Source organism: Cryobacterium sp. TMT2-17-1 (assembly GCF_004402765.1).
In the GTDB taxonomy this organism is placed as follows: Bacteria; Actinomycetota; Actinomycetes; order Actinomycetales; family Microbacteriaceae; genus Cryobacterium; species Cryobacterium sandaracinum.
Map to the genome: position 1 here is coordinate 123,976 of NZ_SOGC01000046.1, position 26,869 is coordinate 150,844.

Annotated in this window: 17 protein-coding genes and 1 pseudogene; 6 read left to right on the forward strand and 12 right to left on the reverse strand. The window is 69.0% G+C overall.

Going from position 1 to position 26,869, the window contains the following annotated elements; translation table 11 throughout:
• The first annotated feature begins 36 nt into the window (after window positions 1–36).
• The gene (locus E3O47_RS13785) at window positions 37–345 is read left to right on the forward strand and encodes a hypothetical protein (RefSeq protein ID WP_134420912.1); all 309 of its coding nucleotides are present in this window, start codon (window positions 37–39) and stop codon (window positions 343–345) included.
• Between the two features lie 120 nt (window positions 346–465).
• Here E3O47_RS13785 and E3O47_RS13790 read toward each other — a convergent pair whose 3' ends face one another.
• Window positions 466–2,805 (reverse strand): EAL domain-containing protein, encoded by a 2,340-nt coding sequence (locus E3O47_RS13790; protein WP_166785404.1) that lies wholly within the window; start codon window positions 2,803–2,805, stop codon window positions 466–468.
• Window positions 2,766–4,988 (reverse strand): EAL domain-containing protein, encoded by a 2,223-nt coding sequence (locus E3O47_RS13795; RefSeq protein WP_134420916.1) that lies wholly within the window; start codon window positions 4,986–4,988, stop codon window positions 2,766–2,768. The genes E3O47_RS13790 and E3O47_RS13795 overlap by 40 nt, the downstream gene beginning before the upstream one ends.
• A gap of 230 nt (window positions 4,989–5,218) precedes the next feature.
• Here E3O47_RS13795 and E3O47_RS13800 point away from each other — a divergent pair, with 230 nt between their 5' ends.
• A complete protein-coding gene (locus tag E3O47_RS13800; RefSeq protein WP_104193986.1) occupies window positions 5,219–5,743 on the forward strand; it encodes a flavodoxin domain-containing protein in 525 nt (174 codons plus the stop codon).
• Here E3O47_RS13800 and E3O47_RS13805 read toward each other — a convergent pair.
• Window positions 5,740–8,901 carry a DEAD/DEAH box helicase gene (locus E3O47_RS13805; protein ID WP_134420918.1) on the reverse strand — a complete coding sequence of 1,054 codons (3,162 nt, stop codon included), beginning with the start codon at window positions 8,899–8,901 and terminating at the stop codon, window positions 5,740–5,742. The genes E3O47_RS13800 and E3O47_RS13805 overlap by 4 nt on opposite strands.
• Window positions 8,902–9,106: 205 nt before the next feature.
• Window positions 9,107–11,315 (reverse strand): annotated as a pseudogene (locus E3O47_RS13810) (S9 family peptidase).
• Between the two features lie 22 nt (window positions 11,316–11,337).
• Between E3O47_RS13810 and E3O47_RS13815 the strand changes: the two are divergent.
• Window positions 11,338–12,036 carry an HAD-IA family hydrolase gene (locus E3O47_RS13815; RefSeq protein WP_134420922.1) on the forward strand — a complete coding sequence of 233 codons (699 nt, stop codon included), beginning with the start codon at window positions 11,338–11,340 and terminating at the stop codon, window positions 12,034–12,036.
• A 25-nt stretch (window positions 12,037–12,061) separates the two neighbouring features.
• Here E3O47_RS13815 and E3O47_RS13820 read toward each other — a convergent pair whose 3' ends face one another.
• Window positions 12,062–12,448 (reverse strand): VOC family protein, encoded by a 387-nt coding sequence (locus tag E3O47_RS13820; protein WP_104099249.1) that lies wholly within the window; start codon window positions 12,446–12,448, stop codon window positions 12,062–12,064.
• Window positions 12,449–12,533: 85 nt separating this feature from the next.
• Between E3O47_RS13820 and E3O47_RS13825 the strand changes: the two genes are divergently transcribed.
• Window positions 12,534–13,358 carry a tryptophan-rich sensory protein gene (locus tag E3O47_RS13825; protein WP_134420924.1) on the forward strand — a complete coding sequence of 275 codons (825 nt, stop codon included), beginning with the start codon at window positions 12,534–12,536 and terminating at the stop codon, window positions 13,356–13,358.
• Entirely contained in the window at window positions 13,355–15,034 is a 1,680-nt protein-coding gene (locus E3O47_RS13830; protein ID WP_241986215.1) for an MFS transporter, read from the forward strand. Before E3O47_RS13825 ends, E3O47_RS13830 begins: the two co-directional genes overlap by 4 nt.
• 743 nt (window positions 15,035–15,777) lie before the next feature.
• Here the strand turns inward: E3O47_RS13830 and E3O47_RS13835 are convergent.
• Both E3O47_RS13835 and E3O47_RS13840 read right to left on the reverse strand, forming a co-directional pair.
• Window positions 15,778–16,770: an FHA domain-containing protein gene (locus E3O47_RS13835; RefSeq protein ID WP_174720167.1), complete on the reverse strand. Its 993-nt coding sequence runs from the start codon at window positions 16,768–16,770 to the stop codon at window positions 15,778–15,780.
• Window positions 16,771–16,772: 2 nt separating this feature from the next.
• Window positions 16,773–17,036, reverse strand: a complete 264-nt coding sequence (locus tag E3O47_RS13840; protein WP_174720110.1) for a hypothetical protein — start codon at window positions 17,034–17,036, stop codon at window positions 16,773–16,775.
• Between the two features lie 269 nt (window positions 17,037–17,305).
• On the opposite strand from E3O47_RS13840, the gene E3O47_RS13845 reads away from it, so the two are divergent.
• Complete coding sequence (locus E3O47_RS13845; RefSeq protein ID WP_134420926.1) at window positions 17,306–20,863, forward strand: TM0106 family RecB-like putative nuclease; 3,558 nt, start codon at window positions 17,306–17,308, stop codon at window positions 20,861–20,863.
• Window positions 20,864–20,949: 86 nt separating this feature from the next.
• On the opposite strand, the gene E3O47_RS13850 is transcribed toward E3O47_RS13845, so the two are convergent.
• The 5 genes from E3O47_RS13850 to E3O47_RS13870 form a co-directional block, all read right to left on the reverse strand.
• Window positions 20,950–21,228 carry an HPr family phosphocarrier protein gene (locus E3O47_RS13850; protein ID WP_104099251.1) on the reverse strand — a complete coding sequence of 93 codons (279 nt, stop codon included), beginning with the start codon at window positions 21,226–21,228 and terminating at the stop codon, window positions 20,950–20,952.
• A gap of 74 nt (window positions 21,229–21,302) precedes the next feature.
• Window positions 21,303–22,988: a phosphoenolpyruvate--protein phosphotransferase gene (gene ptsP / locus E3O47_RS13855; protein WP_134420928.1), complete on the reverse strand. Its 1,686-nt coding sequence runs from the start codon at window positions 22,986–22,988 to the stop codon at window positions 21,303–21,305.
• A gap of 91 nt (window positions 22,989–23,079) precedes the next feature.
• Complete coding sequence (locus E3O47_RS13860; RefSeq protein ID WP_104099253.1) at window positions 23,080–25,092, reverse strand: fructose-specific PTS transporter subunit EIIC; 2,013 nt, start codon at window positions 25,090–25,092, stop codon at window positions 23,080–23,082.
• Window positions 25,089–26,060, reverse strand: a complete 972-nt coding sequence (locus E3O47_RS13865; RefSeq protein ID WP_134420930.1) for a 1-phosphofructokinase family hexose kinase — start codon at window positions 26,058–26,060, stop codon at window positions 25,089–25,091. The genes E3O47_RS13860 and E3O47_RS13865 overlap by 4 nt, the downstream gene beginning before the upstream one ends.
• Entirely contained in the window at window positions 26,057–26,845 is a 789-nt protein-coding gene (locus tag E3O47_RS13870) for a DeoR/GlpR family DNA-binding transcription regulator (RefSeq protein WP_104099255.1), read from the reverse strand. Before E3O47_RS13870 ends, E3O47_RS13865 begins: the two co-directional genes overlap by 4 nt.
• Window positions 26,846–26,869: the final 24 nt, after the last annotated feature.

The following is a 26,869-nucleotide window of genomic DNA, read 5'->3' on the forward strand; positions in this document are numbered from 1 at the left end:
CCGGGCCGCGGCCGGCGCTGCGTCGGTGCTGCGTCGGTGCCTTTCGACATCCCGTCCGTCCCGGCGTACCTTCCCCAATGGGGGTTCGCGACGGCGGATGCCGCTGGGTCGACTGCGACAGATCCCGCCTGGAGCGAAGCCCACCACATCAACGACTGGCTGAACGACAACGGCTACACCGACCTCGCCGACGGAGTGCTGCTCTGCCACCCACACCACCTGCTCCTGCACAACCAGCAATGGAGCATCATCCGAACCGAAACGGACTACTGGCTTCGACCACCAGTCGAAGTCAATCCGGACCAGACCCTGATCGCACTCCCCAGCAAGCGGGCGAACCCGTAATCAGGAGAAGAGGGACCACCAGCATCCGTCGCAGTGGTGAGCGTCGCCGCGTCATGATGATCCCCAATCCGCGTCCCGGTGCTCTCCCCACGGGAACAGGGCGCGCTTTGCAGGGGGGGTCTACACCTCGGCCGGCTCCGCGACAAGGTCACCGGGCGGCACGGCGGGTGCGACCTCACACGCGTGCGCCGACGCGGTATCTGCGACTCGTCGGTCGGCGAGCCAGGTGTCCAGCTCGGCGGCGGAAAGCGGCTGCGACAGGTGGAAGCCCTGCGCGAAGTCGCAGCCGAAGCCGACCAGCTGGTCGTAGGCGGCGCCACTGTCCACACCCTCGGCCACCATGCGCAGCCCCAGACTGTGGGCCAGCGCAATCGTCGAGGACACCAGGGTCGCGGCTCGGGCATCGCCGGCCATCGGGAAGACGAAGGATCGGTCGAGCTTGAGCTCGTCGATGGGCAGATCGCGCAGGTAGGCGAGCGAACTATAGCCGGTGCCGAAGTCGTCGACGGAGATGCGGATGTCTTGCTCGCGTAGCCGGGTGAGGATGCCTCGGGCCCGGCCCCGGTCATTGAGCAGGAATTCCTCGGTGATCTCCAGGGCCAGGATCGACGAGGGCAGACCGCGGGCGGCGATCATGGCACCGATCCGGTCCGGCAGTTCCGTGTCGACCAGTGAGCTGGCCGACAGGTTCACGGCGATGGTCAACGGATGCCCCTGCGCCTGCCAGAGCACGGCCTGGTCCAGCGCCTGCCGCAGCACGACCTGCGTCAGGGTGTGCATCAGCCCGGCCTCTTCGATGATCGGCACGAACTGATCGGGCAGCAGCAGACCGCGCTCGGGGTGGTTCCAGCGCACAAGGGCCTCGACGTCCCGCACCGCCCCGCTGCCGAGGTCGACCTTGGGCTGATAGTGCAGCACCAGCTGCTCATCGGTGAGAGCGAGGCGCAGTTCGGCCAGGGTGCGCAGCCGGGTCTCGCCGTGGCTGTCGTCGTCGCTGTCGTATACGTGGTGGCCACCGCGGCTCGTTTTCGCCTTGTACATGGCCATGTCGGCCTTGCGGAGCAGCGCCGTCAGGTCTTTGCCCTGGTCGGGATAGAGGGAGATTCCGACACTGGCGCTGGTCTGCAACGTGATGCCCTCCAGAATGAACGGCTCGGCCAGCGCGGCGCGCAGTTTGACGGCCACCGTCAGGGCATCCTCCCGCGCGGAGTCCGTGAGCAGGATCGCGAACTCGTCGCCGCCGAGGCGGGCCAGGAGGTCTCCGGCACGCAGCTGCCGGTTCAAACGGATGCCGACCTGGATCAGCAGCCGGTCACCCACGTCATGGCCGAGGCTGTCGTTGACCTCCTTGAACCGGTCAAGGTCCAGCAGCAGCAGGGCACACGTCCGGCCCTCGACCGCTGCCAGGCGGGTGGGCACGTCCGCATTGAATGCGCGGCGGTTGCGCAGACCGGTGAGGTCGTCCGTTCGCGCCAGCAGGTTCAGAACCCGTTGCCGGCCGACCAGCGGCACCACCGCCAGCGCCATGGTTGCCCCGGCCAAGGCCACGGCGAGGTTTGACACCGTGACCTGGCTGGCGAGGATCAGAACCCCGAGTCCGGCGATCGTCGACACCATCGGCACGGCCAGAGCGGACACGGTTGTGGCCGTGGCCCTGCGATCCCGCACCGGGCGCGGGAGGGAGGTGCCGTCCACCCAGAGCGCAATCAGTACGACCCCGATGTTCCAGGTCGCGTCGAGCAGGGTGCCCACCGTGTACAGGTCACCCTGCAGCGCGAAGACGGTGTCGGCGCCGGCGAAGACCACCAGGCCGGCGACGAGGAGCATCCAGCGCTTCCCGGCATCCGGCCCGTGCGACGCCACGATCCCGGCGATCGCCGCCACCACCAGCAGGTCGAGCACCGGATAGGCGGCCGCGATGACGGCACCGAGGCTGAGCGGGTCCGCGGCGGCGGAATCGAAGACGGGGCTGAGGATGACGGCCAGCACTGCGGCGGCACCCAGGGAACCCACGGCGGTGTCCAGGAAGACGGACCAGGCCGATCCGCGCAGTTGCCGGTTCACGAGCACCGCCAGCGCCCAGAGCAGGAGCAGGTAGAACAGCAGATAGCCGATGTCGGCCGGCGAGGGAAACGGTGACGCACCGTCGGCATCCGCGCTGACGAGGTAGTAGGTGTCCGCCAGGGCGTTCATGGTCAGAGCGGCGGTGGCGAGGCCCACCTCGATCTGCCCGCGCCCGACCCGGTAGACGGCGGCGCAGCCCACGAGCACGGGTGCCCACACCGAGAGCATGGCGAGCCAGCCGTCGACCAGAGGGCTGAAGTCATCGCCCTTCAGGGCCAGGCCGAGGGTGTAGGCGATGACCAGTACCAGCATGAGCGTCAGCGCGCCGAAGCGGAACCGCTCACGGGTGCCGCCGGTCATGGCAGGGCCGCCGCGCTCTGCCTCGCGGTCAGCCACTCGTCGAGTGCCGCGGCGGAGAGGGGGCGTGACATGAAGTATCCCTGGGCGAAGTCGCATCCGTAGCGCACCAGCTCGTCGTAGGCGACGCTGTTCTCCACGCCCTCGGCGACCATTTTCAGGCCGAGGCCGTGCGCGAGGTCGATCGTGGAGGCCACCAGTGCGGCGGCCCGGGCGTCGTCGGCCATCGGGAAGATGAAGGACTGGTCCAGCTTGAGCTCGTCGATGGGCAGGTCACGAAGATAGGCGAGCGAACTGTAACCGGTGCCGAAGTCGTCGACGGAGATCCGGATACCACTGGCGCGCAACCGGGTCAGGATGTCCCGGGCTCGGTCGCGGTCGGCCATCAGGAAGTCCTCGGTGATCTCGAGCATCAGCGCGGTGGGCAGAAGACCGCGGGCCGACAGCATGGTGCCCACCCGTTCGGGCAGATCGGCGTCGATCAGTGAGCTGGCGGACAGGTTCACCGCAACCGTCAGGGTACGGGCCTGGGCCGCCCAGAGCACGGACTGGTCCAACGCCTTCCGCAGAACCTCCTGGGTCAGCGCGTGCATGAGACCGGCCTCTTCGACCAGAGTCAGGAACTGGTCGGGAAACACCAGACCGCGCTCGGGGTGGTTCCAGCGCACGAGGGCCTCGACGCCTGAGACGAACCCGGTCTTCAGGCAGATCTTCGGCTGGTAGTGCAGAACCAGCTGGTCCTCGGTCAGGGCGAGGCGCAACTCCTGCAGGGTGCGCAGACGGGCGTCACCGTGGCGGTTGTCCGCGCTGCGGTAGACGTGGTGGCCGCTGTGGGTCGCCTTCGCCTTGTACATCGCCATGTCGGCCTTGCGCAGCAGTGCGGTCAGGTCATCGCCCTGGTCGGGGTAGAGCGCGATTCCGATGCTCGCGCTGGTCTGCAGGGAGATGCCTTCCAGGGTGAACGGCTGGGCCAGGGTGGCCCGGAGTTTGTTGGCCACCGCCTCGGCCTCCACCTGGTCGGTGCGCTCGAGTAGGACGGCGAACTCGTCGCCGCCCAACCGCGCGAGCAGGTCACCGGACTGCAGTCCTTCCAGCAGACGACGGCCGACCTGCACGAGCAACCGGTCGCCGGCGTCATGCCCGAGGCTGTCGTTGACCTCTTTGAAGCGGTCCAGGTCCAGCAGTAGCAGCGCCCGGTTCCGGCTCCTGTCGTCGGCCAGTCTCGACGAGACCTCGGCGTACAGCGCACGCCGGTTCGGCAGACCGGTCAGCTCGTCGGTCTTGGACTGGCGACGCAGGGCCACCTGCCGGGAGACCAGGGGAACGGCTGCGAGGGCCAGGGTCGCCGCCGCCAGCCCGATCGCGATGTGGGGAACCGGCGTCTGGCTGGCGAGGAGCAGCACACCCAGGCCGGCCGCGGTCGACACCGCCGGCAGCGCCAGGGCCGCCACGCCGTTGGAGGAGTTGTTCCGAACCAGATCTGGTCGCGACGAGGCATCCGCCCACACCGCGATCAGGGCCAGACCCACGGCCCAGCCGGCGTCCAGAGGAGTGCCGAGAACGTACCTGGTTTCGAGTAACGCGAAGACGAGACCGGTGGACGTGAACATCAGCAGGCCGAAGACGAGGAGGATCCAGCGGCGGCCGGCAACCGGGCCCTGCGAGGTGGTGAGTGCGACGACGACGGCAACCAGCAGCAGGTCGAACAGGGGGTAGGCGACGGCGGCGGCGATGGCCTTGTTCGCCCCGGCCGCGTCGACTGAGTTCGCCATCGGGCCGAGCAGCACGGCCAGCACCGAGGCCGCGCCGAGTGCACCGATGGCGCTGTCCAGCACCACCGACCAGACCATGCCGCGCAGCTGGCGGCGCACCATGATGACCAGCACGAATAGCATGAGGGCGAAGAACAGGAGGTAGCCGACCTCGCTCACGCGGGGGAACATCTCGGCACCCCAGATCAGCATCCACAGGGAATAGGAATCGACGATCGCGATGATGGTGACCGCCGCGGCCGTGAGCAGGAGTTCGGGATGCCGGAATCGCTCCAGACCGCTGGCCGCGATCCGCACTCGGCTCCGCGAGCGCTTGCGCGTCACGGCGGCCCAGCACACGACGACCATGGACAACTTCAGGAGGGACGCCAGCCAGCCGTCGACGAAGAGGTGGAATCCGTCGTCGGGCATCAGCAGGCCGATGACGTAGCTGCCCAGGAAAACGGCCATCAGCCAGGCGGACCAGGAGGCGCTCCTGGCAAAGAAACCTCGAACTAGGCGGCCGCAGGGCGCCCCTGAATTCAACTGCACGGAACCCCCACGTTATCTAATCTCAGATTAGCAGCGGCGGAAGACGGAGAACCAACCGACCCGCTCGATTGGGGGTGGGGAATCGTGGACGGGGCGCGGCGGCGCACCGCCCTACGATTGAGTGAACGACCGACGAGCTGGAGGCAATCATGACGACACTGGTGGGGTTTTCGAGCAAGTACGGAGCCACCGAGGGAATCGCCGAGCGCATCGCCCGCAAACTGCGGGAGGCCGGGCAGGATGCTGTGGCCCGGCCGGTCGCATCCGTTGACCAGGTGGACGAGTACGATGCCTTCGTGATCGGCAGTTCCGCCTACATGGGGTCGTGGCGCAAGGACGCGACGGAGTTCGTGCGGCGCCACCAGGAACTGATCACGGCGCATCCGGTGTGGCTGTTCAGCAGCGGGCCGCTCGGCACCGCGGGGAAGGACGCCCAGGGGCGAGATCTGCTCAAGGAGAGTGAGCCGAAGCAGTTCGAGGAGTTCGGCCAGTCGCTCCAGCCGCGCGGAATGCGGGTGTTCTTCGGTGCGCTCGACCCGACCGTGCTCGGCCGCCGGGACAAACTTGTGCGGCGCATCCCGAGTGGGCGCGAGCTGCTGCCCGAGGGCGACTTCCGCAACTGGGTCGCGATCGACGAATGGGCGGCGGAGATCGCCCGGGAGCTGTCCGTCTAACTCTCCAGCAGGCTGCGGATGTCGTCGGCCGTGAGGTTCCCACTGAACCCCGACGCATCCGCTGGGGCGTCACCCAGCACCTGGTCGAAGAGCTCGGCCTTCTGTTTCTGCAGGGCCATGACCTTCTCCTCGATGGTGCCGGTGGCGACCATTCGGTAGACCATCACGTTCTTCGTCTGGCCGATGCGGTGGGTGCGGTCGATGGCCTGCGTCTCGGTGGCCGGGTTCCACCACGGGTCGAGCAGGAAGACGTAGTCCGCCTCGGTCAGGGTGAGGCCGAACCCGCCGGCCTTCAGACTGATCAGGAACACCGGCTCACTGCCGGTCTTGAACCGGTCGATCACCTCGGAGCGGCGCAGGGTGGACCCGTCGAGGTAGCAGTAGGGGATGCCCCGGGCCTCGAGCCGCGCGGCCGCCTTCTTCAGGAACGACGTGAACTGGCTGAAGACGAGCGCGCGGTGACCTTCGGCGACGACGTCGTCCAGCTGTTCGAAGAGGGCGTCGAGTTTGCTGGACGACACTCCGGCGTACTTCTCGTCGACCAGGGACGGGTCCAGGCTGAGCAGCCGCAGCAGGGTCAGCGAGCGGAACACGATGAACCGGTTTTTGTCGAGGTCGTCGATCAGGCCGAACAGCTTCTGCCGCTCCCGCTGCAGGAACGTGTCGTAGAGCGCGCGGTGCCGGGGGTTCAGCTCGATCTCAAGCACCTGCTCCTGTTTGGGCGGCAGCTCGGGCGCGACGACCGCCTTGGTGCGACGCAGCAACAGTGGGCGGATGCGCCGGCGCAGCCGCGTGAGCACCTCGGGGGTGTCGCCGCGGTCGATCGGGCGCACATACTCCTCCGTGAACCGCCGAAGGGAGGGGAACAGGCCCGGTGCCACGATCGCGAACAGGGCATGCAGCTCGAGCAGGCTGTTCTCCATCGGCGTGCCCGTGAGCGCGAGCTTGAACGGCGTCGTCAGGTCGCGGGCGCACAGGTGCACCCGGGTGGCACGATTCTTCAGGAATTGAGCCTCGTCCAGGATCAGCCCGGCCCAGCCATGCGCCTGGTAGGCCTCGAAGTCGAGACGGAACAGCGTGTAGGAGGTGACGACGACGTCGGCGCCGGCCGCGGCATCCGTCAGCGGGATGCCGTCGGCCGCCTCGGTGGCTGTGATCACCCGAACGTCGAGGCCGGGCGTGAAGCGGGCGGCCTCGGAGCGCCAGGTGGCGACGACGGATGTCGGGGCGACGACCAGGAACGGCCGCCGCTGGGCCGGATCGGCCGGGTGGGCGTGCCCGGCTGGGTGGGCCTGCTCGGCCGGCTGCGCGGTCGCGTGCGCCAGGAGTGCGAGCGTCTGCAGCGTCTTGCCGAGGCCCATGTCGTCGGCGAGGATTCCGCCCAGCTGGTGCTGCCAGAGGAAGGTCAGCCAGGTGAAGCCCTGCGCCTGGTATGGGCGCAGGGTGGCGTGCACGGCGGTCGGCAGCGGGGCGTGCGGGGCGTGCTCGGCGTCGTCGGCGCCCTTGGACAAGCCGATCAGCCCGGACACGGCCGCCCGCCACGCCACGGCCTGCTCGGTGTCGTCGGCGAGGTCCTCGAAGTCGCTCCAGAGGGCAGCCTGATAGCGGCTGATGCGCAGGCCGGTGTCCCATTCCTGCAGGGCGCGGGCCTCGGTGATCAGTTCGTGCAGGCGCTCGAAAGCCGGCTGCCGCAGCGACAGGTAGCTGTTGTCGACCAGCAGGAGCTTCGCCTGCCCCTTCGCCAAAGCTTTAAACAGCGGGCCGAACGGCACGCTCCGACCATTGATCGTGACGATCACGCCCAGGTCGAACCAGTCCCGCTGGTCCGTCTCGACCGTGCTGATTGTGAGCTCAGGAGTCTCGGTCAGTTCGCGGTAGTCGGGCCGGGTGCCGCGGATGTCCACGCGCACGCCGGGCAGCGCTTCCAGCCGCGGGAGCGCACGTTCGGCCACCTCGGCCGCATCGATGCCGCGCAGGGTGAGGGATGTCGCGGCCGGGCCTGCGTCGGGGCGGCCGGCCTCCTCGAGGAGACGCCTGGCCCGCTCGTGGATGACCCGTTCGGTGGGCTCGTCGCGGCTTCCGGTCGAGGGAGACGTGGGCGTGGGCGTGGACGTGGACGTGGACGTGGACGTGGACGACAGCACGGGCAGCTTCTTCAGCAGGGAACCCTCGCGGTACTCCCAATGCCAGGCCAGCTCCAGCGCCTGCCTCGGCCGGAACCAGGCGGTGAGCACGAGCAGAGGTGGGTCGGCCTGGGGGAAGCGCACGGAGCCATCCGTGCTGATCACCGGCAGGGTGCGCCGCAGCGCCGGATAGAAGTCGCCCAGGAACTCGGCCGTCTCGTCGGCAGGCACGAGAACCGTGCCGGGCGCACCGAGCAGCCGGCGCTGCTCGGCGGTGAGCGGACCGTCGACGGTCGGGGCCAGGGTGAACACCGGGCGCGGCCCGAGGGCATAGCCGTAGATCCCGTGGCCGCCGATCGCCCCGGAATGCTCGGGGGGATGCGGGGTGCCGTCAAATAGGAGCCGGGTGGTCAGGAGCAGACCCTGGGTGCCGGCGGCGGCTGTGTTGCTTAACGCGCCGGCGGCGCCTGTGTTGCTGAACGCGCCGGCGGCGTTCCGGCTTGCGTCGAGGCTCACGTGGGCCGCGCGGCCCACGCTGACCGTGGCATCCTTCGTGCTGCCCACGAGACGCAGCCCCAGGGTCTCGGCCTCGTCGAAGAGGGTCCAGAGCAGCGGGCTGACGAAGTCGTCGAGGTAGATCCAGTCCGTCTCCTGGCTGGTGTATACGCCGCGCACGGCCCGGTGCAGGGCCAGGATCTGGCTCAGCCAGCGGTGGTGCTCGCGGTTGAGGTTGAGGCGGTTGCGGTGGAAGCCCAGTTGGTTCCACGCCACGTCCGTGCGCACCCAGTTGCCACGGGCGCTTCGGATGACCGGGCGCACCCCGAGCCGGATCTCGCCCTGCCCGGGGCGCACGTTCGTGACCGGCCGGGCCGTCGCACCACGCCAGCGGTCGTTCGTGCGGGGCGTCTGCTCTCGCAGCTCGAATAGGAGGCCCATCGGAACGGGCAGATCGGTGGTCCCACCCGGTTCGCCGGGCACGGGTCCCGCGATCCGCTTCCAGTCCGCCCGCGCCGGGGGAGACCCGGCATCAGACATGGCTCCATGCTCTCATGTGGGCAGCGCGGTCGGAGCGCAGTGTCCGCGGTTGAACCAATTCGACGGAGATTTTGCCGGAAAACTGCTTATGCGGGCTGTTTGGGGGTGTTTTGGGCAGAATCTCCGTCGAATTCGTTCGGGTCGGAGATGTCGCCAGGCCTCGGGCTCGGGCACGGGGCTCGGGCCCTGGCTGAGACTCACTCAGCTACACCGCGGTGACCGCCGCTTCCCTCGACGGATGCGCCCTGGCGGCATCGATGATCCAGGCGAAGTCGAACGCCGTTTCACGCCAGTGGCTGTACCGGCCGGACACCCCACCATGGCCGGCCGACATCTCGGTCTTCAGCAGAACATCCGCTCCCACCTCGCGCAGCCGGGCCACCCACTTGGCCGGCTCGACGTAGAGCACTCGGGTGTCGTTGAGACTGGTCACGGCGAGTATCCGCGGGTAGTGCGTGTCGCGCACGTTCTCCACGGGGGAGTAGCCGCGCATATAGGCGTACACCTCAGGGTCGTGCAGCGGGTCGCCCCACTCGTCCCACTCGATCACGGTCAGCGGAAGCGACGGGTCCAGGATCGACGTCAGCGCGTCCACGAACGGCACCCCGGCGAGGATGCCCGAGAACAGTTCCGGGGCCAGGTTCGCCACGGCGCCCATCAGCAGGCCGCCGGCGCTGCGGCCCTCGGCGACGAGCCGGTCGGGACTGGTGTAGCCCTGGTCGATCAGGTGCCGGGCGCTGTCGATGAAGTCCGTGAAGCTGTTGCGCTTGTGCAGCTTCTTGCCGTTCTCGTACCAGAGTCGACCCAGCTCGCCGCCGCCGCGCACGTGGGCGATCGCGAAGATCATGCCGCGGTCGAGCAGGCTGAGCCGGGCGATGCTGAACGACGGGTCGATGCTGATCTCGTAGGAGCCGTAGCCGTAGAGCAGGGTCGGGGCGGGAGTTCCCGGAACGACGAGGTCACGCCGGTAGACGAGGGAGATCGGGATGCGCGTGCCGTCGGCGGCGGTAGCCCACTCGCGGCGCTGCTCGAACAGGGTCGGGTCGTAGCGGCCGAGCACGGGCTGCTGCTTCCGCAGCCGGCGCTCGCCGGTGGCGACCACGTGGTCGTAGACCGTCGACGGCGTGACGAAGCTGGTGTAATCGAGACGGATGGTCGGCGTGTCCCACTCGGGATTGGCCGACGTGCCCACGGAGTACAGCGGTTCCTCGAAGCCGAGCTCGACGAAATCGAGTTCCTCGTCGGCTGCCTCGGCGCTCACGGCAACGCGGGTGAGTCCGTCCCGCCGGTATTCGGCCACCACGAAGTCGCGGAATGCGTCGACGCTCTCGAGGCGCACGGCCGTATCGTGGGGCAGCAGAATCCGTTTCTCACCCCGCGGGTCGGCGACGGAGACGCTGACCAGCTCGAAGTTGACCGCGTGGTGGTTGTGCACGATCAGCAGGCGGTCCTGGCCGTTCAGCACGGCGTGCTCCACGTCGTACTCGACGCCGTCCAGCCGCGGCCACACCAGGGCGAACTCGCCGGTCGGGTCGGCAGCGTCGAGCAGCCGGGTCTCGGTGGTCACGCTCGAGCCGGCCTCGATCAGCAGGAACCTGCGGCTGCGGGTGAGGCCGATGCCCACCCAGAAGCGCTCGTCGGGTTCGTGGAAGACCGACATGTCGGCGGCGACCGCGGTTCCCACCTCGTGTCGCCACACGGTGTCGGGCCGCCAGGCGTCGTCCACGGTCGTATAGAAGATGTAGCGGCCGCTCGGGTCGAACAGTGCACCCTCGCCGGTGTTCGGGATCTCGTCCGCGAGATTCTCGCCGGTCGCGATGTCGCGCACGCGCAGGGTGTACCGCTCGTCGCCCTCGGTGTCGACGGCGTAGAGCAGCCGGTTCTCGTCGCCGCTCACGTCGGTGCTGCCGAGCGAGTAAAACTCGTGGCCGGCTGCCTCGGCGTTGTCGTCGAGCACGATCTGCTCGCCCGGGAGACCGGCGGTCCCGCTCGCCTGCCCGCTGGTCTGTTCGGGGATCTGCTCGGGAAGCACCGGCGGGGTCCAGTCGTCCGGCGCGGAGATCGGCGCACGGCAGTGGATGCCGTATTCCTTCCCCTCCATCGTGCGGGTGTAGTACCACCAGTGGCCCTGTCGCACCGGAACGCTGAGGTCGGTCTCCTGGGTGCGGCCCCTGATCTCCTCGAAGACCTGCTCCTGCAGCAGGGCCAGGTGGGCGGTGCGGGCATCCGTGAAGGTGTTCTCGGCTTCGAGGTGCGCGATCACCTCGGGGCTGTCCTTGTCGCGCAGCCACTCGTAGTTGTCGGTGAACACGTCGTCATGGAAACTGCGCTGCTGTGGCTTCTGCACCGCGCGGGGAGGAGTGGTCATGAGTCATAGCGTAGTTCCGTGAGGGCGCAGACTTGAGGGGTACCAGCCCAGAGACGAATGGAACCACAATGACGCAGCCCGGAATCGCCCCGCTCGAAACCTCCTGGGAGGAGGCCCTGCAGGGGCAGGTCTTCCAGGCGGTGTTCTTCGACATGGACGGCACCCTGGTCGACTCCACTCAGGCGGTCACCCGGTCCTGGCTGCGCTGGGGTGCCGAGGTCGGCCTCGGCCCGTCGTTCACCGGCCCCGAGCACGGGGTGCCGGCGCGTCAGATGATCGCGACCCTGGTGGCGGAGGAGCTGGTCGAGACATCCGTCACCCGGCTGACCGAGTTCGAACTGGCCGACACGGATGGCGTCAGGATTTTGGCCGGCGCGGCGGAACTCATGGCGAGCATCCCCGAGGACCGCCGGGCGATCGTCACGTCCTGTGCCCGGCAGCTGTGCCTGGTGCGCCTGGACGCCGCCGGCTTCCCCGCGCCGCTCACGGTGGTGACCATCGACGACACCAGCCGCGGCAAGCCGTTCCCCGAGCCGTTCCTGCTGGCTGCCGAACGCCTCGGTGTCGACCCGGCCCGCTGCGTCGTAGTCGAGGATGCCCCAGCCGGCCTTGCCGCCGCCCGCGCCGCCGGCTGCGCCACGATCGGCGTCGTCGGCACCCATCGGGCCGCCGACCTGGAGGCCGACCTGGTGGTCTCCGGTCTCGACCGCCTGCGCGTGTCCGTGCAAGATGACGGAGTGGTCTTCCACCTGGTGACCGAGCAGTAGCAGCCCGGAGCAATAGCGTCCCGACTCAGCGCTCGTAGATTTCCAGCGGCAGCCCGTCGGGGTCGCGGAAGAAGAACATCGCTTTGCCGGTGTTCGGGTCCACCCTCAGTTCCTCAACCTCGACGTGCTTGCCGATCAGCTCGTCGCGCGCGGCCGGTACGTCGTCGACCTCGAACGCGAGGTGGCGCAGTCCGAGCGCTTCCGGGCCGCTCTTCCGGGGCGGGGTGTCGGAAAAAGAGAACAGTTCGATCAGGTAGTGGCCGTTCAGGGCAAGCTTGCCCATCCACGACCGGCGCGCGGCCCGGAAGTATTCCGCTTCGAGCGTGCAGCCGAGAACGTCGAGGTAGAAGGCCTTGGACACGTCGTAGTCGCTGGCGATAATGGCGATGTGGTGCACTCCGTTGATGCGCATGCGGCAGTTTCGCATACTCCAGGGGGCGGAAGAGGTCAGGATGAAACCGTCGACTATTAAGGTGGCAGATTGTTGGGAGACCGAGATGAATAAGAGCAGCGATCCACTGCGTCAAACGGTGGTGCTGGCGAGCGTGATCCTGGCCGTCGTCGGATCGTTCATCGGGTCCGGCGCCGCCGGCGGAACCCCGATCCAGAACGCGTCAGGCGGAGCGCTCGCCGCCGACGCCACCCCGATCGCCCCCGACGGGCCGGCCTTCGGCATCTGGACCGCGATCTACCTCGGCCTCATCGCCTACGCCCTGTGGCAGCTCCTGCCGGCGCAGAGAACGGATGACCGCCAACGCGCCCTGGGCTACCCGATCGCAGCGTCGCTCGTGCTGAACGCCGCCTGGATCCTGAGCATCCAGTTCGACCTGCTCTGGCTCAGTGTGCCCGTGATCGTGCTTCTGCTGGTCGTGCTGATCCGGGCGTTCCAGCTCACGCTCCGCACCCGGCCCAAAAACCTGATTGAGACGATCGTCGCCGACGGCACCGTGGGCCTGTACCTCGGCTGGGTGGCCATCGCCACCGCCGCCAACGTCACCGCGGTGCTCGTCGCCTCCGGCTTCGAAGGCTTCGGCCTCAGCGCGGACCTGTGGGCGGTGCTGGTCATCGCCGTCGCCGGGCTGGTCGGCGTAGTCCTCGCGATCTACGGCCACGGCCGCCTCGCCCCGGCCGCGTCGCTGTGCTGGGGCCTGGCCTGGGTGGCCATGGCCCGGCTGGCCGGCGCCCTGCTCTCCACTCCCACGGCGATCGCGGCGATCGTCGCCGTGGCCGCCATCCTGATCGCCACCATCACCGTGCGCGTGCGCACCTCCAGGTCCGTCACGTCCGCCACATCCGCCACGTCCCGATCGGTCACCGCGTGAGCGATCCGGCCACCCTGCCTGTCACCCCGGCGGGCGTCACCTCGGCGCGCCGGCGCTGGGCCGGTCTCGTCTTCATCAGCGTCGCCGTCGCCCTGATCATCGTCGATTCCACGATCATCAACGTGGCCATCCCCTCGATCGTCGACGACCTGGCGATCACCTCGACCCAGGTGCAGTGGGTGCAGGAGAGCTACACCCTGGTTTTCGCGGCCCTGCTGCTGGTTTTCGGAACGCTTGCCGACCGGTTCGGTCGACGGCGCATCCTGATTCTCGGCGTAATCGTCTTCGCCACATCATCCGTCTTCGCGGCGCTCGCGCAGACGGGCGAACTCCTGATCCTGGGTCGGCTGATCCAGGGCGTCGGCGGTGCGATGGTGCTGCCCACCACGCTCTCGATCATCAACGCCACGTTCCGCGGCCGTGACCGAGGCATCGCGTTCGCGATCTGGGGCTCGACCATCGGCGGCATGGTGGCCGTCGGCCCCCTGCTCGGCGGCTGGCTCACCACCTCCTTCTCCTGGCGCTGGGCATTCGGCATCAACGTGCCACTGGGCATCGTCATCGTCGTCGGCGTACTGGTCTTCGTGCTCGAATCGAAGGATGCCGGCGAGCCGCGCCGCATCGACGTCGTCGGCGCCGTGCTCTCGGTGATCACCAGCGCGTCGCTCGTCTTCGGGCTGATCGAGGGACGCACCTACGGCTGGTGGCTCACCGACAAAGCGCCGGTTGCGGGAGACTGGACCTGGCCGTACTCGCTGTCGATTATTCCATTTGTGTTCCTGATCACCGTCGTGTCCGGCGTGGCCTTCATCTACTGGGGGCTCTACCGCCAGCGGGCCGGCATGACCACCCTGCTCGCCTTCTCCCTGTTCTCGATCCCGTCGTTCCGCAACGGCAACATCGCGGCCATGATCGTCTCCCTCGGTGAGTTCGGCATCATCCTTTCACTGCCGCTCTGGCTGCAGAATGTGCTCGGCTACGACGCCCTGCAGACCGGATTCGTGCTGCTCGCCCTCGCGCTGGGCTCGTTCGTGGCCAGCGGGGTGTCCGGGGCGTTCGGCAACAAGATCTCACCCGAGACGATCGTGCGGTTCGGGATCGTCGCCGAGATCATCGGCGTCGCCGGCCTCGGCCTGGTCATCACGGCCGAGTCCACCTGGCTCGTCGTGGTGCCGTTCCTGTTCGTCTACGGCATCGGCGTGGGGCTGGCCACCGCCCAGCTCACCGGCGTCGTGCTCAAGGATGTGCCGGTGGCGCAGAGCGGCCAGGGCTCCGGCACGTCCAGCACCGCCCGGCAGATCGGCTCGGCGCTCGGCATCGCGGTGCTGGGCACCGTGCTGTTCACTACGGTCGGTACGTCGCTCGATGCGAAGCTGGCCGAGGTGCCCGGGCTGACTGCCGAGACCCGGAGTCAGATCGTCGACGCGGTCGTCGACAGTGCGGGCTCGGTGATCCCGTCGTTCGAAGAGCAGAGCCCCGAGCTGGCGGATGCCGCCCGCGAGGCGTTCAGCGACGGCACCCGCTACTCGGCGTACGCCGCAGCCGGGTTCCTCGTGCTCGGCTTCCTGGCGACGCTACGGCTTTCCGGCACCGCGCCACACGCGGAGTCGCGCCGCGAGGATGCCGTCCCCGGCCAGAGTATCCCGGCGGCCGAGACCGCGGGGGAGCCCGTCTAGCTGCGTGTACCTGACGGCCAGGGGGTTTCGCGGGTGTGGGAATCCCGGGCTCCGCCGCGGGTCAGGCCCGGCCGAGCCTGCGCGTGTGGCCAACTCAGGAGACCTGCCGCGCGTCAGGCCCGGCCGAGCCTGCGCGTGTGGCCAACGCAGGAGACCTGCCGCGGGTCAGGCCCGGCCGAGCCTGCGCGTGTGGCCAACGCAGGAGACCTGCCGCGGGTCAGGCCCGGCCGAGCCTGCGCGTGTGGCCAACTCAGGACATCCGTCGCCCGCATTGCCCGGCTCCCACGGACCAGTGCGGAACGGGTGCGGATGTCCGTCCCGGCCGGACGGATCTCCTGAGTTGGCCACAACACCCGCCGGATTTGCAGCCGCACGGGTGCGCTCTGCATCCACCCGCGACCCCGTGCGTCACCCCACCCGCCACCCCGTGCTCCACCGCGAATCCCGAACGAATTCGACGGAGATTTTGCCCACAATCATTCCAAACAGCCCGTTAACCCGCTTTTTCCTCAGAATCTCCGTCGAATTGGTTCAGGGCAGGGCAGGGCAGGGCAGGGCAGGGCAGGGCAGGGCAGGGCGGCAGGGCAGGGCAGGGCAGCGTGGGGCAGCGCAGGGCGGCGCAGGGCTCGGCGGAATCCGTCGCGATTCATACTAGAGAAGCCGGCACACGTTCTACCGTGTGCCGGCTTCCACAGCGTGCGCCGCGAGTGGCGCAGCCAGGATCTGCCGACCCGGACCTGACCCTAGATCTCGGAGTCGTCCACCGGCCCCGGCCGCGCGGTCATCGGCTCGGTGCCGCCGTTCGTGGTGCCGGCACCGGCGGCGTTGGCCTCGCGCTCCAACCGGGCTGCGCGGCGGCTCGGTTGCGGCTTTTGCACGGACAGTTCCCCGCCCACGCGACCGCCGTGGGGGCGGCCGTGGTCGGCATACTCCTCACGGAAGTAGGCCATGCGCCACGGACCCATTTCGATCCGGGCGCCGGTGCGCAGGACCTGCCCGTCGTTCTCGTCCTGCCGGTAATTCCGCTTGGCTCCGCCGGAAACGTCGCCGAGCGGATACAGAATGTACTCGTCGTTGTCGTCGTGGCGGATTTCGGCATGGAACGGTTGCAGACCGGCCAGCTGCAGGTCGGCATCCGGGGCCGAACCGATGGTGGTGACCGTCGGCAGCAGATCGAACTCGCGCGGCATCTGACCGTTCCAGTTCTTCGAGCCGATCACAAAAACCAGCCGGGGCCGGCCTGCCCCCGGTGTGTAGTGCGTCGTGGTCACCCGGCGACGGATGCGCCGGTCGAAGGTCGGCACCAACGGCAACAGGGTGGCCGGCGGCAACGGCAGGGACAGGCCCGCCTCCGGTGCGGCACTGCGCCGCCGCAGGAGCGGAACCAGCGCGGCCCGGCTGCCGAGCGTAATGTGCGACGAACCGGTCAGCAGCCGTTGGATGACGGGTGCCTTGACGGCTCCCAGCCGGATGATCAGGCCGTCGGGGCCGGACACGGAGACGGTCAGGCCGCGCTCGGCCAGGTCGCCGGCCAGGCCGCGGAGTTCCTTCAGCTTCATCGTGCTGGTGCGCACGAACATCTCGGGCTTGCTGGAGAAGATCTCGACGTCGAGGCCGCTGGCCGTGATGGTTCCGCCCATCTGCTCGGCGCCGGTTGCCTCCGTGGTGTCGCCCGGTGTGCCCGGCTCCGCGAGGGAGAACTCCAGGTCGATGTCCAGGCGGGTGGTGGGGCTCATGACTACTTGGTGAGCGGTTCGGTGCCTGAACCCTCGCTCGTGGTGACCCGCAGTGTGCCGTTCAGCTTCCAAGTGGCACGGGGGGCGTCGGGGCCGATGTCGCGCGGCACCTCCACCGTCATGTCGATGAAGCTGTAGTTGATGGCGGCGCTCTTGCCGGTCAGGTAGGACCACATCTCCTTGCCGAGGTCGGTCCAGTCCTTGATGTTGTGGGCGTCGGGGCCGGTGGCGTTGGCAGTGGGTACGGGGTTCTGGCTGTCAGTCACGGTGTGTTCCTTCTCGCTTGGTTGCAGGGATACGGCACTCGGTCGTCGCACATCGGGCCCGCAATCGGCCAGAATCGGATCAACAGTGAACCGCCGCGCGGACAGCCATCAAAAACCTCGTCTGCCGCGTGTAGGCCAACCCTAGTTGAGCACGGCTGCAGGGGGAAGGGCGCGGCACCCCCTGTTCTGGTCGGTGGTGTCGGCTAGCCTCGAAACCACCGTGACCAGCGCTTCCGGTGTGGTTGTGCGTGCGCAAAGAGGAGATCGACGTGTTCCTGCCAGACCCTGCCACCGTTGTCTACTCGGCGAGCGACCTCAGCGCCGCGGCCGCGTGCGAGTGGGCACTGTTGCGCCGACTCGACGCGAAACTGGGACGCATCGACGCCGCCCCGGCAGCCGCTGACGCCATGCTCCAGCGCACCGCCGCGCTGGGCGACGCCCACGAACTGCGGATGCTCGAACAGCTGCGCGCGGCCCGCACCGTCGTCGAGATCGAACGTGGCGACCTCGCCGACATCGGTTCCGCCGTTGAAATGAGCGAGGCGGCCCTGCGCGCAGGGGCCGAGGTGGTGTTCCAGGCTGCGTTCTTCGACGGGCGATTCCTGGGCTACGCGGACTTCATCATCCGCACCGGGAGCGGCGACCCGAGCGACCCCGCCGACCCCGCCGACCATGCCGCGACCTACGAGGTCTACGACACGAAGCTGGCACGCTCGGCGAAGATCACGGCGCTGCTGCAGTTGGCGGCGTATAGCGACCAGTTGCAGCGGATGGGCATCCCGACGGGGGAGAACGTGCACCTTCTGCTCGGCGACGGCCGCACGAGCTCGCACCGGTTGCAGGACATCCTGCCGGTCTACCGCGCCCGGCGCGCCCGCCTCGAGCGGCTGGTCGACGAACGCCTCGCCGACCCTGCACCCACCCCGTGGGGTGACCCTCGCTACGCCGCCTGCGGCCGCTGTGACCTGTGCGAGGAGCAGGTGCAGCAGCACCGGGACGTGCTCCTGGTCGCGAACCTGCGGCTCAGCCAGCGCGCCCGGCTGCGCTCCGCGGGCGTCCGCTCCATCGACGACCTCGCCGCGCGGCGCGAGCCCGTCCCCGGTTTGTCAGACGCCACGCTAGCGACCCTGCAGGGGCAGGCCCGGCTGCAGATCGCCCCCCGAGCTCCCGGCCGGCCACTGAACTGGGAGATCATCAACCCGGCCGCCCTCGCGGCGCTGCCCGCACCCGACGCGGGGGACATCTTCTTCGACTTCGAGGGTGACCCGCTCTACCAGGAGGCCGGCAACGGACAGTGGGGGCTGGACTATCTGTTCGGTCTGGCCCTGCCGGACGATACCTTCCGCACCTTCTGGGCGCACGACCACGCCGAGGAACGTCAGGCCCTGATCGACTTCCTGGAGTATGTGCGGGAGCGCCGTTCGCGGCATCCGGGGCTCCACATCTACCACTACGCCCCCTACGAGCGCACCCACCTGCTCGGCCTTGCCGCCCGGCACGGGGTCGGCGAAGAAGCGGTCGACGACCTATTGCGCCGGAATGTGCTCGTTGACCTCTACCCGATCGTGCGGCAGGGCTTACGCATCGGCAGCCGCAGCTACTCGCTCAAGAAGCTCGAACCGCTCTACATGGGGCTCGAGGAACGCGAGGGCGTGGCCAACGCCGCCGATTCGATCACCGAATACGTGCGCTCGCGCACCCTGTTGGCCACCGGACAGACGGATGCCGCAGAGCAGATTCTCACGGACATCGCCCGCTACAACGCGTACGACTGCCGCTCCACCCTGCGCCTGCGCGACTGGCTGCTGGCCCGCGCCGCCGAGCAGCCGGGCGCCACCGCAGCGTCGCCGGCGACCCTGGCGGGCGTGCCCCTGCCGGTGCGGGAACCGGACCCGGTCTACCGGGAACTCTCCGCGCTGCTTGCCGACGTTCCGCCGGCCGAGCGCACCGCCGACCAGACCGCGCTCGCCCTCGCCTCGGCGGCGATCGACTACCACCGGCGGGAGCAGAAATCGTTCTGGTGGGACCACTACAGTCGCCTGGGCGCGCCCGTGGACGACTGGGCGGACACCAGGGACGTACTCATCGTCGAAACAGCAGCCCTGCACCTGGGCTGGCACCGGGAAGGCCGCCAGTCGCTCGACCGCCGGGTACTGCGCCTGACCGGGGCACTCGCGCCGGGCAGTTCGCTCACGGTCGGGCAGCAGCCGTTCCTGCTCTACGACCTGCCCTACCCGCCGATCAGCCGCAGCGACGCCCCCGGAGCGCGCACCGCGCACAACAGGGCGACCATCATCGACGTGATCGACGAGTCGGTCTATTTGGTCGAGGAGGTGCTCGAACGCGATGCACCCGCCCACCGGGAAATGCCGATCGCCCTCACCCCCGGCACCCCGCCGCCAGCCGGTAGCCAGGTGACCGCGATCTCGGAGTGGGGCCGCGCCGTGCTCTCCCGGTGGCCGGAACCGCTGCCGGACGCGGCCTTCGACCTGCTGCGCCGACGCCCGCCCCGGTTGCTCGGGGCAAGTGGGCCGGCGCAGCCCCTGGTGCAGCCACCGGCGCGCCCCGGCGATGGTGCCGGTGCCGGGGACGGCGAGGGCGATGGTGCCGGCGACGGCGACGGTGAGGGGGATGTGCGCACCGCCATCCGGGACACCCTGCTTGTGCTCGACCGGTCCTACCTCGCGGTGCAGGGCCCGCCCGGAACCGGCAAGACCTTCGTCGGCTCGAGGGTGATCGCCGACCTCGTCGTGCGGCACGGCTGGCGCGTGGGCGTCGTCGCGCAGTCCCACGCCGCGGTCGAGAACATGCTCCGGGCCGTACTCGCCGCCGGAATCGAGGCGGGGCTGGAGCCCGGCCAGGTCGGGAAGAAAGCGAAAAAGGGCGACGAGAAAAAGCCGGTGCCGTGGACCCTCCTGGATACCAAGACCTTCGCCCGGTTCACCGGGCAGTCCGGCGGCTGGGTGCTCGGCGGCACCGCCTGGGACTTCAGCAACGCCGACCGGGTGCCGCGGGGCTCCCTCGACCTGCTCGTGATCGACGAGGCCGGCCAGTTTTCCCTCGCCAGCACCATCGCAGCAGCCGTCGCGGCCGAGCGCCTGCTGCTGCTCGGCGACCCGCAACAGCTGCCGCAGGTCAGCCAGGGCACGCACCCCGAACCGGTAGACGGCTCGGCTCTGGGCTGGCTCAGCGACGGACACCAGGTGCTCCCGCCGGAATTCGGCTACTTTCTGAAGACCAGCTGGCGCATGCATCCGAGGATCTGCGCTCCGGTGTCGGCGCTGTCCTACGAGGGGCGGCTGCGCTCGCACCCCTCCGATCGCCGACTCGAGGCTGTGGAGCCGGGCCTGCACCCGGTGCCCGTGCCGCACCGGTTCAATTCCACCTCGTCGGTGGAGGAGGCCGAAGCCGTGGTCTCACTGGTGACCGGTCTGCTCGGCCGACCCTGGACATCCGGTGGCCGGAGCGCACCGCTGGCGCAGGGCGACGTGATCGTCGTGGCGCCCTACAACGCGCAGGTCGAGCTGCTGCGCCGCCACCTCGTGCAGGCCGGCCTGGGTGACGTGCCGGTGGGCACCGTCGACAAGTTCCAGGGCCGGGAGGCGGCGGTCGCCGTGGTCTCGCTTGCCGCCTCCGCAGCAGAGGACGTACCGCGCGGCCTCGAGTTCCTGCTCCTGGCAAACCGGCTCAACGTGGCCATCTCCCGTGCCCAGTGGGCGGCCTGGCTGGTCTACTCGCCGGCCCTGACCGAGACCCTGCCCTCGAGTGTGGAGAGCCTGGCCCAGTTGAGCGCGTTCATCACCCTGGTCACGCCCGACCGGGCCTGACCTCCGGCGTCGGAGCCTGACCCACGAAAAGGCACCCTCGCTCCGGCATGATTCGCGCGGACTGAGGGTGCCTTCGGTCGGGGGTGCTACTCGGCGTCGAGGTCCGTTTCGAGGAGCTTGACGAGGGATTCGAGAGCCTCATCGGCTCCGTCGCCCTCGGCGCGCAGCACGACGATGTCGCCGTTGGCGGCACCCAGGCTCATCAGCGACAGGATGCTCGAGGCATCCATCGCGTCCTCGGCCGGGTCGGCCTCGAGGGCGATGGTGACCTCGAGGGTCAGATCGCCGACGGCCGCCGCGAAGATGGATGCGGGGCGCGCGTGCAGGCCGACACGGCTCGCGATGGTGGCTTTACGTTCGGACATGGTTCCTCCTAATTGGTGCCCGGCGAAGGGGTGGCTCGCCGGCGATGATGCGATGCGACGTAAATCCGAAGCGGCTAGAGACCCAGCTCTTCAAGTATGGGCAATCCGGCGCGCACGCGGGTACGCGCTTCGTCCGAATTACGGGCCGAAACGGCGATCTGGGCAAGTTCCTGCGCCCGTTCGAGCGTCACGGACTTCAGCACGGCGCCCACGGCGGACATCGACCGGGCCGTCATGGACAGGGTGTTGACACCCAGCCCGACGAGTACGACGGCGAGAACCGGGTCGGCGGCGGCTTCGCCGCAGACGCCGACGGGCTTGTTGTGGCCCTCGTATATCGCCCCCGTGACGGTGAGCTGGATCAGCTGGAGCACGGCGGGCTGCCACGGCGAGTTCAGCGCGGCGAGGGTTCCGAGCTGACGGTCGGCGGCCATCGTGTACTGGGTGAGGTCGTTCGTGCCGAGGCTGACGAATTCGGCTTCGGTCAGGATGCTCGCGGAGCGGAGCGCCGCGGAGGGAACCTCCACCATGACGCCGGGGGTCTTCAGCCCGGCGACGCGGCACATGGCGGCGAAGTCGGCGGCCTCGTCGACTGTGGCGATCATCGGAGCCATCACCCAGACCACGGCGGAGGAGGCCTGCGCGGCGGTGGCGATGGCTGTGAGCTGGCGCTTGAGCACGCCGGGGCTGGTCAGGTCGGTGCGGTAGCCGCGCACGCCGAGCGACGGGTTGGGCTCCGTGCTGTCGGTGAGGAACGGCAGAGGCTTGTCGGCGCCGGCGTCGAGCGTGCGCACGACGACCTTCTTGCCGGGGAACGCGTCGAACACGCCGCGGTAGGCCACGACCTGCTCATCGATGGTGGGCTCGATGTCGCGCTCGAGGAAGCAGAACTCGGTGCGGAGCAGTCCGACGCCCTCTGCGCCGGCGGCCGCGGCCTTGACCGCGTCAGCGGCCCCGCCCACGTTGGCCAGCAGCGGAACGAGGTGGCCGTCGGCGGTGGTGCCGGTGCCGTCGAACACGGACAGGCTGGCCGCGACGTGCTCCCACGCCGTGACGGCGGTGCGCTCGTCGTCGCCGGGGTCAACCTGGAGGGTTCCGGCGGCGCCGTCCACGTAGACCTCGGTGCCATCGGTGAGGGCGTCGACGCCGGCGGCGGCGACGACGGCCGGCAGGCCGAGGGCGCGGGCGATGATCGCGGTGTGCGACTGCGGTCCGCCGCCGCTGGTGACCAGGGCGAGGATCTTGTTCGGGTCGAGGGTGGCGGTGTCGGCCGGGGCGAGGTCCTCGGCTACGAGCACGAAGGGCTCGTCAGACTGGGGGATGCCGGGGGCGGTGACGCCGCGCAGCTCGGCGACGATCCGGGCCCGCACGTCGAGGACATCCGTGGCCCGCTCGGCCATGTAGCCACCGAGGTTGTGCAGCATCTCGGCGACGGATGCGCCGGACTCCCAGATCGCGCGTTCGGCGGATGTTCCGGTAACGATTAATTTCACTGCAGCTTTTATCAGCATCGGGTCGGTGGCCATCAGCGCGGTGGCTTCGAGAACCGACTTGCTGGCGCCCGTGGCGGCTTCGGCGCGACGCTGAAGCTCGGTTTGCACCACCTTGGAGGCTGTCCGCAGCTCTGCCGTTGCGACTTCGGGCGTAGTCGCCGCATCCAGGCGTTCACCTGCCGGGGGTTCGCTGATCGGTTTGGGCATCTGGCGAACGGATCCGATGATCCGGCCGGGGCTTACGCCTACACCAGTGAAATTCTGCACGGGACAACCTCTATTCTTGCGCAGCAGAAATACTGCGCTATTGATGCTACGCGTCGGCCGCCCCGAATTTCTCGGAGCGGCCGACGTGCGGTTAAGCGTTGACCAGGGCGGGCGCTGCTGCGTCCGCGGTGACCAACGGTGTCTTTCGAGCGTATCGCTTCAGCGCGATCACCAGGATGGCCGTTACGACGGTTCCGATCGCGATCGCCAGGGCGAAGAGCGCGAAGCTGTCGATGGCGAAGAAGACGAACATTCCGCCGTGCGGGGCCTTCGAGGTGACGCCCCAGGCCATCGAGAGAGCACCGGTCACGCCGGCGCCCACCATGGAGGCCGGGATCACGCGGAGCACGTCTGCGGCAGCGAACGGGATGGCGCCTTCGGAGATGAACGACGCACCCAGCAGCCAGGCGGCCTTGCCGTTTTCGCGCTCGGCGACAGTGAACAGTCGGCGGTCGAGCACCGTGGCCAGGGCCATGGCGAGCGGCGGAACCATGCCGGCGGCCATGACCGCAGCCATGATCTGCCACGGAGCCTGGTTGGCCATGGTTGCGGTGCCGAGACCGGCGACGGCGAAGGCGTAGGCAACCTTGTTGACCGGTCCGCCGAGGTCGAACCCCATCATGAGGCCCAGGATCAGGCCGAGCAGGATGGCGGAGGCGCCGGTCATGCCGGACAGCCACTCGTTCAGAGCGGTGGTCAGCAGCGCGATGGGGCCACCGAGCACCAGGAACATCAGGCCCGAGGCGACGATCGACGCGACCAGCGGGATGATGACGACGGGCATCAGGCTGCGCAGCCAGCGCGGCACGTCGAGCTTGGCGAAGCTGGCGGCTGCGACACCGGCCAGCAGACCACCGGCGATGCCGCCGAGGAAACCGGCACCCATGAACCCGGCGACGGCACCGGCGACGAAACCGGGGGCGATTCCGGGACGGTCGGCGATCGCGTAGGCGATGTAGCCGGCCAGGGCCGGAACCAGGAAGCCCATCGACAGCGCGCCGATCTTGAAGAAGACCGCTCCCAGATAGGTCAGCATGCCGCCTTCCGGCAGGTTGAACAGGTTGTTCTCCAGGGTGACCGTGTCGGCGACCTCGGTGATCTCGTAGCCTCCGAGGAGGAATCCGAGGGCGATCAGCAGACCTCCACCGGCGACGAACGGGATCATGTAGCTGACACCGGTGAGCAGGGCGCGCTTGACCTTCTGGCCGAAGTGCTCGCTGGTCTCCTCGGCCTCGGCCGCACCGACGGTGCCGCCGACGCGGCGGGCGTTGGGGTTCTGGGCCGCGGCCAGGGCATCGTGGATGAGCTTGGCCGGTTCGTCGATGCCGCGTTTGACGGGCACCTGGATGACGGGCTTACCGGCGAAGCGCTCGCGACCGCGAACGTCGACGTCGACGGCGAAGATGACCGCGTCGGCCGCGGCGATGACGGCCGGGTCGAGCATCGTGAGGCCGGCCGAGCCCTGGGTTTCGACCTGCAGGTCGACGCCGGCGGCCTTCGCCGCGGCAACGAGCGATTCGGCAGCCATGTAGGTGTGCGCGATGCCGGTCGGGCAGGCGGTCACAGCGACGATGCGCTTGACACCGGCGGATGCGGCGGGCGTGCTTCCGACGTTGGCGCCGGCGCCGACGACGCCGCCGGCGGCCACGGGAGCCGGGGAGACGACGCTGGTGACCAGTTCGACGATTTCGGCCTGGGTCTTCGCGGCGCGCAGCGCGGCGGTGAAGGGGGCCTTCATCAGCGAGCGGGCGAGCTTGGCCAGGATCTTGAGGTGTTCCTGGTCCGCGCCCTCGGGAGCGGCGATCAGGAAGACGAGGTCCGCGGGGCCATCGGCGGCGCCGAAGTCGACCGGCGAAGTCAGTCGGGCCAACGCCAGCGTCGGCTCGGTAACCGCTGCCGAACGGCAATGCGGGATGGCCAGGCCGCCGGGGATGCCGGTTGCCGTCTTCGCTTCGCGAGCGAGGGCATCCGCGTAGAGGCTCTCGATCTCGGTGGCGCGGCCGGCGCCTACGACGAGCTCGGCAAGATGCCGGATTACGCTCGAGGGTGCGGCTCCGAGGTTCTTATCCAGAGCGACAAGCTCCGGGGTGATCAGTGCACTCACTGGACATCCTCCTTTGGATGGGTGTTGAGCGACGTCAGGGTGACGTCGCCCGGTCTGGTTTGGTGCAGTGCCGGAACGGTTGATCCGGGCAGGGACGCGGCTGCGGCCCCGTGGGCTGCGGCCTGGCGGAGAGAGTCGGGGGCGGAGCCGCCGGCGATGCTGCTGAGCAGGTAGCCGGCCAGGGATGAATCGCCGGCTCCGACGGTGCTGCGCGCGTTGATCGGCGGCGTTTTCGCGAGCCAGGCGCCGTCTTCGGTCACCAGCACGGCACCCTGGGAACCGAGGGTGGCCAACACGGCGCCAACTCCGGTGGCGACGAGACGCTCGGCGGCGCGGGCCACGAGCACCGGATTGCCCTCGAGGCTCTCCGGGTCGGGGATGCCGGTGAGCTCGGCCAGTTCTTCCGCGTTGGGCTTGATCAGGTCCGGTCCGGCCGTGACGGCGGCGGCGAGGGGCGCGCCGGACGAGTCGACGGCCACCCGAGGGGCGCTCGCGCCGAACCGGCTGCGGAGCTCCCGGGTGATGTCGGCGTAGAAGTCGACGGGCACTCCAGGCGGCAGCGATCCGGCCAGCACGAGCCAGCTGGCACCCTCCGCCTTCTCCAGCACGAGTTCGATCAGGTCGCTCTGCTGCGCGGCGGTCAGCACCGGTCCGGGCACGTTCACCTTGGTGGTGGTGCCGTCGATCTCGGTCAGCGCGACGTTGCTCCGGAGCGTGGCGCCGATCGGCATGCCGAGGTGGGGCACCCCCGCGGCCCGGAGGGCCACCAGAACGGGGTCCAACTCGTCGCCGGGGAGGATGGCGAGGCTCAGGATGTCCGAGGCCTCGAGGGCGCGAACGATGTTCACGCCCTTGCCGCCCGGTTCTTCGCGGGATGAAGCGGCGCGCTGAACTTCGCCGCGGGCCAGCGGGGCGCGGAGCTCGATGGTGCGATCCAGGCTCGGATTCGGAGTAAGCGTGATGATCACGCGATCACAACCTCAACGTCGGCCGCGGCCAGGGCTGCGGCAAGTTCATCTGATGGGAGAGCGTCCGCGATCAGCACGTCGATGTCGCCCAGGGCCGCGAAGCGGATCAGGGTTTCCTTGTCGAGCTTGGACGAATCGGCCAGTGCGACAACACGACGGGCCGAACGGACGATGGCTGTCTTCACGGCGGATTCAACGGCATCCGGAGTGCTGAAACCGAATTCGGCGTGCACGCCGTTGGCGCCGACGAACGCGATGTCGGGCCGCAACGAATCGAGCTGGGCGATGGTGCTGGGACCGACGACGGCGCGGGTGAGGCCGCGCACGCGGCCGCCGAGGATATACAACGAGATGGCGTCGTTGCCGGCGAGTTTCGTGGCGATCGGCACCGCGTTGGTGATGACCAGGAGTTCGTCACCGGGGGCTGCCGGGGTCCAGTCGAGCAGGAGGTCGGCGAGCAGCTCGGTCGTGGTGCCGGCATCCAGCAAGACGGAGCCGGTCTGGCTCGAGGGAATCATGGTGAGGGCGGCGGCCGCGATGCGCTGCTTCTCGTCCTGCCGTTGCGTCTGGCGTTCTTCGAGGCTGAGCTCGGACATGCTTTGCCGGTCGAACGCGACCGCGCCGCCGTGCACCCGGCGCAGCTGGCGGGCGCCCTCGAGGCTGTCGAGGTCGCGGCGCACCGTTTCGGGGGTGACATCGAAGCGGGAGGCGAGATCGCTGACCGTGACCCGGTTCGAACTGGTGACCAGATCGACGATCAGGGCCTGACGTTCTTCGGCGAACATGGCGACCTCCTCGACGCTGAGTGG